The organism is Paenibacillus amylolyticus (assembly GCF_036894225.1).
Lineage (GTDB): Bacteria > Bacillota > Bacilli > Paenibacillales > Paenibacillaceae > Paenibacillus > Paenibacillus amylolyticus.
The window spans coordinates 3,649,453-3,662,697 of sequence record NZ_CP145892.1 but is presented as its reverse complement, the minus strand read 5'-3'; the positions used below and the strand labels follow the sequence as shown (position 1 = coordinate 3,662,697).

General features: G+C 45.9%; 8 protein-coding genes. 1 reads left to right on the top strand and 7 read right to left on the bottom strand.

From position 1 onward, the window contains the following. Positions 1-238: 238 nt before the first annotated feature. The 6 genes from V6668_RS16240 to V6668_RS16215 all read right to left on the bottom strand — a co-directional run bounded on the left by V6668_RS16240 (position 239) and on the right by V6668_RS16215 (position 7,436). Complete coding sequence (locus V6668_RS16240; protein WP_338706112.1) at positions 239-1,201, bottom strand: amidohydrolase family protein; 963 nt, start codon at positions 1,199-1,201, stop codon at positions 239-241. A 16-nt stretch (positions 1,202-1,217) separates the two neighbouring features. Continuing rightward, positions 1,218-2,645, bottom strand: a complete 1,428-nt coding sequence (locus V6668_RS16235) for an ABC transporter substrate-binding protein (protein WP_338706111.1) — start codon at positions 2,643-2,645, stop codon at positions 1,218-1,220. 122 nt (positions 2,646-2,767) lie between these two features. Then, positions 2,768-3,649 (bottom strand): carbohydrate ABC transporter permease, encoded by an 882-nt coding sequence (locus tag V6668_RS16230; RefSeq protein WP_338706110.1) that lies wholly within the window; start codon positions 3,647-3,649, stop codon positions 2,768-2,770. A gap of 17 nt (positions 3,650-3,666) precedes the next feature. Beyond that, positions 3,667-4,599 (bottom strand): ABC transporter permease, encoded by a 933-nt coding sequence (locus V6668_RS16225; protein ID WP_036615375.1) that lies wholly within the window; start codon positions 4,597-4,599, stop codon positions 3,667-3,669. A gap of 333 nt (positions 4,600-4,932) precedes the next feature. After that, a complete protein-coding gene (locus V6668_RS16220; protein ID WP_338706109.1) occupies positions 4,933-6,153 on the bottom strand; it encodes an amidohydrolase family protein in 1,221 nt (406 codons plus the stop codon). A gap of 23 nt (positions 6,154-6,176) precedes the next feature. Continuing rightward, on the bottom strand, positions 6,177-7,436 hold the full coding sequence (locus V6668_RS16215; protein ID WP_338706108.1) for an amidohydrolase family protein: 1,260 nt from the start codon (positions 7,434-7,436) through the stop codon (positions 6,177-6,179). Between the two features lie 202 nt (positions 7,437-7,638). On the opposite strand from V6668_RS16215, the gene V6668_RS16210 reads away from it, so the two are divergent. After that, positions 7,639-9,300 carry a PucR family transcriptional regulator gene (locus V6668_RS16210; RefSeq protein ID WP_338706107.1) on the top strand — a complete coding sequence of 554 codons (1,662 nt, stop codon included), beginning with the start codon at positions 7,639-7,641 and terminating at the stop codon, positions 9,298-9,300. Positions 9,301-9,407: 107 nt separating this feature from the next. Here V6668_RS16210 and V6668_RS16205 read toward each other — a convergent pair whose 3' ends face one another. Beyond that, on the bottom strand, positions 9,408-13,211 hold the full coding sequence (locus tag V6668_RS16205; RefSeq protein WP_338706106.1) for a GH32 C-terminal domain-containing protein: 3,804 nt from the start codon (positions 13,209-13,211) through the stop codon (positions 9,408-9,410). Positions 13,212-13,245 lie beyond the last annotated feature (34 nt).

Here is a 13,245-nt window from a genome sequence, read left to right as displayed (position 1 = left end):
AACGTTGCATATAACTTTTGTTCATTACATACGCCCTCTGTTTAACCACCTTTCGTTAAATCTTAAAATGTCTCATACTACTTGAAAAGTAGGCACCTTTTTATTAGATAGGAACCAGAATGTAACTAATGGGTGTTAACAACAAAACAACCGTTTCAAGAACGATTGTTTTGTTGTTACATTGTCATGAGAGATTAAACTATTGTTTTGTAATGTTGAGTTATCGGTTCCTAACACTTTAAATTAACTTTTTCTCTATATCAAAAAGCTTAGAAATGCGGGGGAATAGACGAAAGGCATTGCCATAAGCGATCGCCTTCGCGTTTTCTTCGCTGACCTGCTGTGCTTCATGGAATACCGACTCCCGCTGTATACGAAGGACGCTGTCAGCTGGCCAAGGTATGTCCGCTCCGAACAGAATCCGATCAGGCGCAATCAACTTTTGGATTGTGCCGAGGTTTAACGTGGAATCATAATAAAGGTGGTCCAGTTTGGCTATTTCAGCTTGAAATTGTTCCGGTGTTGTTTCAACCTGAATCGAATCTTGCCCGATGGCGGCAAGCGCAATTCTCCATTTGATATACGGCACCATGCCCCCTGTATGGGGAAGAATGAACGTAATGGATGGATATTGGTCGAAAATGCGATGAACAGCCATCGTAGTGACAGCCCGCGTTGTATCGAAGGTGCCCTCAAGCAATGCAGGACTAAGCCCAGCGATTTTTTGCGGTATGAGGATGGGATGCAGAAACACAACAGCACTGCGCCGATCCAATTCGGTTAACAATTCGGTGTAATCTGGATGGCTTAAATATTTCCCCTGATAACTTGTCAGCATTGCAACACCATCCATCCCGAGAACATCAAGTGCATACAATGTTTCTTCCATGGCTGCTGCGGGATCCGGGAGTGGAAGCGTTGCAAACGCACCATACCGCTCAGGATGAAGTTGAGCATACGATGCGAGCTCTTCATTCATTTTACGTGCCAATGCGTTGGCAGAAGATTGGTCGATGAACGTCAGGTCTGACGGGGCTGAAAGGAATGAAAACGAGATGTCACATACATCCATTTTTTGCATCCCGATCTCGGGCGTCCACTTCGGCATAAAACTTGGAATCTCCATTCCCAACTCCCGCTGCTTTCGTTGCATTTCTTTAGAGATGATATGGTGGTGAACATCAATGACAGGATTAAACATGCGTGATCAGCTCCTTCTATTTATTTTCAAGCCATTGGTTTAACTGGTTTTGCTTTTCCGTCAATATTTTCTCTACGCCTGCATTCTTTAGTTTGTCGAGATAAGCACCCAGTTCTGACGGGTCAAAAGTTCCTGTCTGAAAGCCTGCATCATACTGGTTTTGGACGTTGGCCACCGAGGTAATTTGTGTTTTGACCGGATTGATGTCGAAGCTGAAACCCATCGCCCTTGATTTTACGGCACTCTCATTTTCGCCCCTCAAGTGCTCCCACATGTCAGGATCGTTCCCTTCCCATATATAGGACAGGAAATTGTTCCCCACGGCATATTGGTTTGAATCGTATCCTGTTGCAGTAACGCCATCCGGCTTGCTGATCAGCCCATTATCACGCTGAACATAATGCTTGCCTTCGATCCCATTCGTAAACAGATTAATGACTGCTTCGTCCGAGTAAAACAGTTCCAATACTTGAATCGCCTTATCCGGCTGCTCACTGTTCCTTGCCAAAGACATCATGTTGGAAGCTACGCTATTTCGCGTCATATACGAATCCTCAAGGGGGACGCATACAAGTTCAGTCCCAGCCGCAAGTGATTCCGAGTAACATTCATTGATATTCCGGATATACGAGAAGGCTTTGCCTGCCTTGATCAGATTGGAGCCCGTTTCCTGTGACGTTGCGACATCTTTGCTGAAATAACCTTTTTGATACCAATCACGCATCAGGTCAGCCATTGTGGAGAACCGCGAAGTCGCAAAAAGGTTCTGCACGGTGAAGTCCTCCCCGCCAAAATCCAGTACGCCAGGTGCTGTTCCCAATGGATCAAAATTCAGCATGGCTTGTCCGGGTGTTTCCTGTGAGTTATAGCTGACAATCGGCGTGACACCCGGCTCCTTGTCCTTGATAAGCTGCAATACAGCAGAGATATCATTCCAGGTTTTTATGGCGCTAAGGTCAATAGCATGTTTATCGGCAAGCTCTTTGTCCATCACAAAACTGGGGGAAAGTGCCCAAGCTTTAATGCTGGGAACGCCATATGTTTCGCCATTCATCTTCCCGGCTTCTGCGGCTTCCTCCGGAACAGCCTCCAGTATCTTTTTACCAGTTTCATTCAACGATTCGTCCATGGGCAGTAACTGCCCCCTGCCGATTTGGGATTCAAGGCCGAACCATACGCTGGTATACACCAGATCCAGTTTCTCGCTGCCCGCCAGCATCAAGTTCATTTGATTGGCATAGTTCGATCCATTAACAGGCAAGAGCTTCACGGTGGCGCCTACCTTTTCCGCTGTAATATCACTGATGGCTTCCTGAATTTCCTTAACATCTGTTACATCCCCAAAAGCTGGATACGTCATGACCACTTCATACATGTCTGTTGCTGAAGCTTTTCCAAGTTCTGCCCCCTCCTTACTGTCTGGGTTTCCGCATGCCGTCAACAATAGAGGGGCCGCACAAATTAAGGACATTACCTTTATGAAACCCACAGGCAATCTTTTTCTGAACATCTTCATTCACTCCCCATATTTGCTTTTGGATAAGACATCTTGGATACGAAGCATAACTAACCTTTTACGGCACCAATAGTCAATCCCTTGACGAAGAACTTCTGGAAAAACGGATACGCTGCGATCAGCGGCAACACGCCGATTACGGCAATAGCCATTCTCACACTGCCGAGAGGTACGGATGAGACAACTGCTGTCTGACCAGACAAACTGCTTTGCTGCAAGTACTGGACATCAGACAACATTCGATTAAGCAGGTTTTGAATGCTGTAGAGGCTTCCGTCATTGATGAAGATTAGACCGTTAAACCAATCGTTCCAATACGAGATCATGAGCATCAGACCAATGGTTGCCAGGCTTGGAAGAGCAAGCGGGAGAACGATTTTGCAATAAATAACCCATTCGTTGGCTCCATCCACATAGGCTGACTCCACGACTTCGCCGGGAATTGATGTGGAAAAGAAACTGCGCATCAACAAAATGTAGAACCCGTTGGTCAGTAAATTCGGGATGATTAGCGACCAGATGGTATCTTTCAAATGGAAGAGGTCCGTATAAACCAGGTACATCGGCACCAGCCCCCCATTGAAAAGCAGGGTGAAAAATACGAAGAATGACAGGAACGAACGAAATGGAAGCACATTTCTGGATAGCGGATAAGCGACCAGGGTTGTGATCAACAACCCAACGATCGTGCCCACGACCGTGATGAACGTCGTAATTCCATACGACCGCAGAATCAACGAATACTGATTAAACAGATACACATAAGCATCGAAGCTGAATTGAGCCGGTAATAAACGATAACCATCCCTGATAATGGCTTGTTCCTCGGTTAGGGAAGCGGATATCAGAAGTATAAACGGAAACACTGCAGCGATTCCCATCATGATGAGCACGAGGTGAACAGCCATTTGATATATCCTATTTGAATACATGTTGTCCTCCCCCTTAGCTAAAACAGCGCCAAATCCCGGTTTTTGCGACGAACGATCGCATTGGTCGTTAATACTAACAGAAAACCGACAATGGACTGGTACAGTCCGGCAGCGGATGACATTCCGAAATCCCCAAAAGTCATCAATCCACGATAAACGTATGTGTCAATGACATCGGTAGTCGTTTGCAGTGCACCCGAATTCAGCGGAACCTGATAGAACAATCCGAAATCGGAATTGAAGATGCGTCCCACTGCAAGAAGCACCATAATGACCATCGTGGGTTTAAGCAGAGGAAGGGTAATGCTCCAGACTTGCCTCCACTTGGATGCCCCGTCCAGCGTAGCGGACTCATAATATTCTTGGCTGATACCTACGATTGAGGCCAGATAAACAATGCATGTATAACCGACGTTTTTCCACAGATATACGACACTTAATATAAAGGGCCATTTACCGGAATCCGCATACCACGACACGGGGTCTATCCCCAGTAAAGGAAGCACGTAATGGTTGACGAATCCGTTTTCCTCGTTGAGCAATGCCAGAACCAAGTAAGCGACAATGACCATCGAGATCAGATAGGGCAGCAAAATGATGCTTTGGTACAGTCGGGAGGCGAATCGCTTCTTTACCTCGTTTAACAATACAGCCACAGCTATGGAGAGCACTGTTCCAAGCACGATAAATGCGCCGTTGTAGAGTAACGTGTTACGGGTAATCACCCAAGCATCCTGCGTTTGGAACAGATAGGCGAAATTATCGAAGCCTACCCAGTCACTTCCCCAGATTCCTTTTGCAAAATTGATATCTTTGAACGCAATCACAATGCCGAACATGGGCAAGTAATTGTTGATGAACAGATAGACGATGCCTGGCAAAATCATGACCAATAACAGCCCATGCTTTCTGATGTTTTGGATGCGGTTTGCATGGAAACCTCGACGCATGTCTCTCTCCCCCTGTTCGTAACAATGATGTTTGGTTTGTGTAACTCCTCCAACATCCCTCCTATTCTATTAATGTCAGTTTATGTGACTCAAAATTGTTCTTATATGAATAATACGATGTAAGTAAGCCTCAGTCATTGGTGTGATTCACTAAAAAAAATGATTTCATTTGGATTATTACACCAAAAGAAAAGCCTGTCTAAATTTTAATGTTATGTATTATCACATTCACTGCATTAAGCAACGTATTTTAAGCCCTGTGATCAGCCTTTTCATGTCAAAAAGCAACGCACCCGAAAAAGGATGCGCTGCTTCATGTATAATTAAAGATTGTTACGAATGGATGGCTGCCATCTGTCTGCTGTTGGGAAACATTCGACCACCAACAAGCACACCACCCGAAAATACAGCTTCGCGTGGAGGTGCCGCCGCCAACGCATGCATCGCATTTATGGCATTTACCAACGAGAAAGTACCTCGTTCACCCACTTTTGGAGTTAATGGCGCATTGGAAATAAGCTTGTACGTTTCTAGCAACCAGAAGTCCTCCACCCAACCGGATACTTCAGCGAGACGTGACCCACGGGAGAGCATATCTCCATTTCCGAATGGGCTCCACGAATCCAAAATGTTATCGGAACCGATATGCACGGACACTCCCGTTTCCATCAACAGTTTGATGGGGGGCATGGGCCTGTCAATGGGCACGCTCGTCATGATGGCTACGCCGGTCGCACACAACCTTTCCGCGAGTGAGTGCACCTCTGTTTCCCCAACCTGGCCCAAACAATAGGCATGGCTTACCGCGGTACGGCCGGACATACCGGCTTGTTCTGTCAGTTCGGCGAAGCGGCTGATCGTGTATATTCCGAGATGACTCGGGTCATGCAGATGCAAGTCGATGCCCGCAGAGAATTCTGTCGCAAGTTCAAACATGGCTTCCAGACTGGCATCCACTCGGCGGTCCAGTCCGGCCGGATCCACGCCACCAACATAGTTGGCTCCAGCACGAAGCGCTTGCCGCATGACGGAAACGGAGTCGGATCGAAGCAGGCCTTGCTGGGGAAACGCCACAATTTCCATATCGATGCGTCCCCGGTACATCTCACGCACTTCCAAGACCTCCTCAAGATGAGAGAGGCCAATTTGCGGATCCACGTCAACATGTGTGCGGATTGCCGTTGTACCTTGGGCTAACATTAAATCCAACATTCGTTTCGCACGTTCTCCCGCCCCGGTTGGTAGTTTTCCCAACATGTTTTTCTCAAATTCCAACTGGCCGGGCAGCGTGACAAACGGCTGCAAAGACTTCCAGGGCTCCCCAATAAAATGCTTGTCCAAATGGGTATGCATATCTGCCAATGGCGGTACATAGTGGAGCCCGTCCGCGTCAATGACGGTTGTCGCCCTACCGGCAATATTTACAGATGTGAGATCCGCATCCGTTCCGGCAGTCTCAATGCTGACAATGAGTCCTGTTGCTTGATCAATCGTTAGATCAAACAGGTTTTCCGACCATTTGACATTTTTTACGAGTGTTAAACCTTTCTCCATAACTCCATCCCCTTACTTCATAATTAGATTGTTTCCATCCCATCCGACAACCACGGTAATTCCAAAGGTTTTGAGTCGGTACAAGCTACCTGTAATCCCGATTTCCAGACCGTACGGGCCTCCGGTTTATTAAGCAGAACTTCCCTTTCCGACCGCTCTCGGAACAATACCATATCGGCCGGAGCGCCAACCTTAACGCCATAATTATCAATGCCTAAAGCCTGTGCTGCGTTATGCGTCAGCATGTTGGTCAAGATGAGCGCATCCCGTTTGCCACCCATGTACGAAGTAATCGCCAATAGCCAGGCAGCCTCAATTGGGTCTGCTTTGCCAAACGGCGTGAATGGGTTGCGCACATTATTGACGCCAATTGCCACATTCACTCCACAATCCTGCAGCAGTTTCACGGGAGTCAGACCTCTATGATGTCCTTCGGAGCCTTCCCTTCCATTCAAAAAGAGGTCCGTCATCGGCAGCGTAATGATGCTGATTCCGGCAAGACACAGGAGCTCTCCGATAGCCAAAGCTTCGTGTGCAGGGAGGGAACCGAGCGAGGTTACATGTCCGGCGGCTACATGCCCCTGCATTCCTGCAGCAATGGCCCTTTTTGCAATTTCCACAACGGCACGGTCATTGGAATCGACCGAGAAATCCGCGTGAAAATCCAGCGGTTTTCCGTACTTCCCTGCCAGACCAAATGCAAAATCCAAGTGCTCCCCCAGGTCTGCATCTTGATACGTGATTCCTCCAATCACATCGGCTCCCATACGAATGGCCTCTTCCATCAGCCCAGCAGTCCCCGGACTCTTGAACACCCCTTCTTGCGGAAAGGCAACTACCTGTAAATCCAGTTGATGTTTTAAGGATTGTTTGAGACGAAGAGCAGATTCGACAGCTCTGAGTCCAAGAACCGGATCAACCTCTGCATGGCAACGCATATGGGTTACACCATTCCTCACGGCTTCTCGAATGACAACCAGCGAGCGATGATATATGTCCTCCATGGTGAACGAACTTTTCAGTTTGGATGTTATCCGAATCGCGTCCTGGAGAGACTCCGCCTCTCGATCCATGGAATCCAGCAAATATGCTTTTTCCAAATGAATATGCGGCTCGACCAATCCAGGTAGCAATAAGCCCCCTTTGCCTTGCACTACACGAGAAGCTTCGGTTTTCCTTTCCCCGCATGGCGTGACAAATGTAATCTTGCCTGAGAATATCCCGACATCCATTCGCTTTTCATCCCCGGAAATCACCGTATCTGTGATAAGTAGATCAATCATTACATCCTCCGTTCATGTACGCTTTTATTACACGCAAGAAACACTTTAAGCATAATTCACTCCTTCTGAGAAATCATTGGATGAAAAGGATAAAAATAATTAGCAATCTTGGATGATCAAACCAAAGATATTTACTCCACATGATCGTAGTGTTATATTACTTAACAATAAAATAACTTGTTCCAGAAAGGGATGGGTCGATGTGCTGCTGACAGATTTGCTGAAAAACGGCATTTACGATGATGCCAGAGTGATTACGGGGCATAAGGGGCTAGTACGTGAGGTTCAAACGGTCAACATTATGGACTGTCCGGATATCATTCACTTTCTAAGGCCAAACGAGCTCTTGCTGACCAACGGTTTTTTCATGAAACAGCAGCCAGAGATGTTTATTCAACTAATCAGGGACATGCAACGTCTTAAGTGCTCCGGGTTGGCCATCAAAACCAAGCGCTTTGAACTGCCAATCCCTGATGAAATACTTTGGGAAGCGGATCAGAACGAATTTCCCATCATCGAAATTTCCGATGTCCGTCTATCCCTTGGCGAAATTTTGCAGCGATCGACCAGTGTGATTCTGAATAACAAGAGTGACGAACTGCAATATGCACTCAGCATCCACAAAAAATTCTCCGAGATGATCATGCGCGGCAAAGGAATTTCCAGCATTATCGATTCTCTGTCCAAACTGTTCTCATCCCCAGTCATCCTGTTAAACTACAAATGGCAAACCATCTCCGCTTCCAACCAGAATATCAGTGTTGCTGAACTCACTGCAGCCGCTGTAAATACACTTCAAGACTTGTCCGATATTTCTAGTCCCACTTCGTTGTGCTTCATCAACCCATCAGTCCGAGAGCGTTGCTGCATGCTGGTATATCCAGTAAAAACTTACCGCCACGAAGGCTATTTGTTATCCTTTCATTCGCCGGATCAATGGACTGGCCTTTTTGGTCTGACGCTTGAGCAGGCCTCCAACGTCATTGGAATGGAGCTGACCAAATCACAGGCTGTCAAAGAGCGTTCCCGCAGGCACAAAAACGAATTCTTCTCCGATCTGATTGAGGGATATATCACTTCTGAGCAGGAGGCGCTGAACCGTGGCAAGAGATGTGGGCTTATCAAGGGGCGTGCAAGCGTCGTGCTGACCATGCGTAATGACGAGGTGAATCACATGCATCAAAGATTTCCTAATCACGAAGGTTCGGCGCCTCCGAAAGGAGATAATATCACGGAGCAAGAGGAGCAGTACGAGCACATCAAACGTGTTTTTGGTGGGTTAGATCATTCCTTCGTCATGTTTACCAAACATGATACCTACTGTCTTCTTCTATCTATTCCTGAGTCGGGATGGGATGAGGCAAAAATCACCGAGCAGCTGTCAGGAATGCTTAAAGAGCTGCATCATGAGACTGGACTGAGTCTGTCGATCGGCATTGGCAAACCTGCATCAAATGTACTCGGCGTTCGTCATTCTTATACAGAAGCGGTTAATGCATTGCAATTCGGCTACTGGCTAAAACGAAAGCAATTCGTCCAATCTTACCAAGCCAAGGACATCGGATATTTATTCCACATGCTTCCCCACAACGAACTGAAACAATTTTACGACGCGACCTTAAACGGACTGCTGCAGATTGCAGACGAACATGAAAAAAAAGAGTTACTGCGCACCTTAAACGCTTTTTACGATACACAATGCCAGCTTGTCGAAACATCCAAGCAACTTTTCGTTCATCGAAATACGGTGGTGTATCGACTGGAAAAGTGTGAAAAAATCCTGGGTGTGAAACTCAAAGATCCAACTGAAAGCTTACGAATCCGCATAGCGATAGCCATCGAACCTCTGCTAGGACAAGATTAAAAGAAAAAAGCCGCTATAATAGCGACTTGAATTGAACAATGTTCCTGACCCGCGACACTTCTTTATTGGAATAATTATGAGATACGCCATCATGGAATAAATTTTGATTATTTTGCTAATGTCCATTTTTGTCGATCAAGTGATGGATTCAGTTCACTTAGGAAAAGTTCGGTCCCATCTTCCGATACTTCTAATGCTTTTTGATGATGAGCTGAAGTAATATGAACTGATCCGTCTTTGTTCTCGTGAAGGAGCCAACGCTGGTTGTTGTACCCTAAGTAATGATATAGCTGAAGTTTGTTTTGCCCTATATCCAGATCAAGCGTCTGCCCGGTCGTAGTACGAATCGAATACGAACCTGCTTCGTCACCTGTCGGAACAAATACCCACTTCTGGACGGAAGCTGCACTTGTATCTTGCAAGGTAACCGGCTCCCCGTTGACAAGGTTAGCTGTGTAAATGGATTTCTGTGTTGCGGTATTTACAAGGCTGGACTTGGTGATGTTTGCAGGTTCGCTGTTGCTCACATTGACGTTCTGATAAGATGCGGAGCCGCCAAATACATTCAGTCCAAAGTGCCCTTCTGCAAAAATACCATCCATGATATCTATGACTTTTTGACTGTTTACGTGAACTACAATATGCGGACCATTCGCTTCTATTTTCACCTTATACGTTTGACCTGGCTGAATGAAAGTTGGTACTTTTGCAAGAACCTGACGTTCTTCAAATCCTCCATTGATTTTATAGAACAGACGGATTGCCTTCATGTTAGGGTCTAGATTCAGATAATAACCACTGCGACCATCTTCGCTAGCCCTGAACAAAATAGAACCTGCCCCTCCTGTTTCACCGAGCATCATGTCTGCTTCATACGTAAAGTTCCCAGCCTTCTCTTTGGCAATATAATTCGCATCGCTAAAATATTTACCACGAATCCCATGTTCACTAACTAACCATGAAGCAGCAGACAGATCTTTAGTCCATCCACTCAGGTTTGTCCGGAACTCGCCACCTGAGACTTTAACGAGCACACTACTGGATGCTTTACCATTCGGAGTAGATACAGTGACTGTGGACTCCCCTTCTTTTTTCGCCTTAATAACTGCGTGTGAATTGTCTACCAACTCTATGGCTATTACTTCGTTATTACTGGAATTCCACTTAAGCGGTTGAACGCCTAGACCCGGGCCATACTCGACCATCGCTTGCAGTGTATCCGACTCGCCTACCCCCAGTTCCCGAACGCTCGTATTCATCTTTATTTGAGCTTTTGAAGGAATGTCCTCATTCCAGACAGATTGAAGTTGATGCACTTTCAAGGAAACAACGTTCACATTCCCACCTTTCACGTAAAAACTCATGGCTCTACTAGCAGGATCCGGAAATATTACATCTGAAAAGACGACTTTGCCGTTGTTACCAAAGGCTTCAACAGAAGATTCATCCACAAGAATACGCATCTTGATCCGATTATTCTCCATTTGCGTAGGCGCTTCATGTTTCTTACTAAATAGGTTAGAAAAATCCGTTTCACCGGATGCAGTTCGGTCCACAAACATATTACTATCGCTTGCCTTATAACCCACGACCGTCTTCTGATTTGCACCCTCACGAATGTTAAAGCCAAACTCGGTCGCTGTGCTGGTTTCAGGGATTTCAATTTCAGCTTCAATTTCGTAAGCACCTGAAATAATACCTTTTAGCAGATTCCCGGAAGAAGGACTCACCGACTTGTTAGAAGCAGAGTACAAAGGTTTACGCAGTGATTCCAATTCTTTGATTGGACTTTGCGTCATCCGAATTCCATCTTTGGTTGTTACCAATGATACTTCTCTCGGAATGGTTAGTTCACCTTTCCAATTGGACGTTGGGAAAGCGAACGGATAGTCCCAATTCGTCATCCACGCCATCATCACTGTGCGATGATCAGGCATGTTAGCGAAAGACATCGAAGCGTAAAACTCTTTACCGAAATCTGTTCTTAGTACCTTACCCGCCGGATTATCGTTCACGAATTTACCATCAGCTGTTAAATGACCGATAAAATACTCGGCATCTGATCCGCCTGTTTTGGGATTCGCTCCTGTACTGATCATCATAACCCACTTCTTCTGTGACGTTCCGTCTACCGGAAGCTGGAACAAATCAGGGCATTCCCATACGCCTCCGCGGACGTAATCCCCATATCCCCAATTATCTGTAAATGTCCAGTCAAGTAAGTTCGTTGACGTGTAGAAACGAATATGATCTCCTCCGGACACAACCATAACCCAGCGGTTATTCTCATCATCACGGATCACTTTCGGATCGCGGAAATCCCAATTCCCAGCTTCATTTCCGCTCTTACCCGGGTTCTCGATCACAATCGGGCGTTCCTTCGAATACTCCCAAGTGCGACCTTGGTCTTTACTGTATGCCAGACCTATACGCTGGTTCCCATTCGGGCTATCTGGGTTAAAGGAAGTATAATATGCAATAAGGCCCCTGCCTCCTGAATCTCCGAATAAACCAGATGCATTTGTCATATCCGCAATAGCCGACCCAGACCAGACATGTCCGTGATCATTCCAGGGAAGTGCAATCGGAAGCTGTTTCCAGTTCAGCATATCTTTACTTACCGCATGCGCCCATGTTCCTCCATCCTGGTGAAAGAGATGATATTCTCCTTCGAAGTAGACAAGTCCATTCGGATCACTCGCTGAACCACGTATTGGCGTGTAATGATATTGTGGACGATATATCTCATTGTAATATTGGCTCAGTTCCGTCACATAAGTATCCTGAAAGTAAGCCGTCCCCTTTTTTACGACGATTCCGGTACTTCCACTCCTGTAGGTTGAATCTTTCACGTCAATCGCGGCCGTAGTGTATCCGTCCAGGAAGACCTGAATTCGATCTCCTTTTGCCTTGATTTCCACATGATGTTTGGCTCCCATCTGACTCGGATAAGTACGTTGCGAACTGGCAATTACTGTTCCTTTTGTATTCGTCAAACTTACACGGACCTGATCTCCTTCCTTCGTAAGAGTAGCTTCATAACCTTCAGCTCCATCGGTTGAAGATCGAAATGCGAGAGCTGCAATAGAATCAGGACGAAGGGTAATATTCCCTTCATAGACCATATCAGTCGCCTCTTTGTTATAGATTTGCTGTGCTATGCTCCCCTGTTCTACCGTCCCTCTTTTACCGTTGATATCAGGTTGCCATTTTCCCTTGCTAGAAATCACCGTCCCCAAATTACCTTTCAGATCGCTCACCACGATGTTCGAAAACAAGGCGGATCCATCCCATACATGGAGTCCAAGCTTTCCGCTTTGATACGAAATGTCCTGAACATCAATTAATGGTTTATATTGATTGCCCCAATATACTTTTAGCGAGGAACCCACTGCCTTCACTTTGAGATGATAGATTTGCCCCATTTCAACAGAAACTTTACGCTCCTCCTTTAATTTCCCATCTCCATTTCTTGCATCTCTTAACCGAATCAGACCTGCGTCCGGAACGATTTGCAGCATGTACGAGCTAAATCCATCCTCATTAGATCGAAACAACAATGTTGCATCCGCCTTCGTATCCCTGATCATGACATCAGCTTCATAGATAAAATCATCGGACACTGTCTCTGAGATGGCCATTACATTTTCTTTAGGGTGCGAAGTCAGCAAGATTCCTTCTGAAGTATCCTCTAATCCACCTTTTCCTTTCACTTGCCAGCCTATCAGATTGGTATTTGGTTTGGATGCGCTTTCAAAAATATCAAGCTCCTCCTTTGCCTGTTTATTTGTTTCCTGATCAGCAAGTACAGCACTAGCCGCAAATGATTTAGATGTAAAAATCCCGTTTGAAGTCAGAGTTAATCCCGTTGCCATCAGAAGACATATTGCGAATTTAGATTTATCTTTCATTCCATACCCTCTTTTCTAATAATATTGTGAAGTT

Excerpts from the sequence above, each read along its gene's own strand:
- V6668_RS16205 (WP_338706106.1), bottom strand. The coding sequence starts at position 13,211 with ATGAAAGATAAATCTAAATTCGCAATATGTCTTCTGATGGCAACGGGA.
- V6668_RS16220 (WP_338706109.1), bottom strand. The coding sequence starts at position 6,153 with ATGGAGAAAGGTTTAACACTCGTAAAAAATGTCAAATGGTCGGAAAAC.
- V6668_RS16230 (WP_338706110.1), bottom strand. The coding sequence starts at position 3,649 with ATGTATTCAAATAGGATATATCAAATGGCTGTTCACCTCGTGCTCATC.
- V6668_RS16215 (WP_338706108.1), bottom strand. The coding sequence starts at position 7,436 with ATGATTGATCTACTTATCACAGATACGGTGATTTCCGGGGATGAAAAG.
- V6668_RS16225 (WP_036615375.1), bottom strand. The coding sequence starts at position 4,599 with ATGCGTCGAGGTTTCCATGCAAACCGCATCCAAAACATCAGAAAGCAT.
- V6668_RS16240 (WP_338706112.1), bottom strand. The coding sequence starts at position 1,201 with ATGTTTAATCCTGTCATTGATGTTCACCACCATATCATCTCTAAAGAA.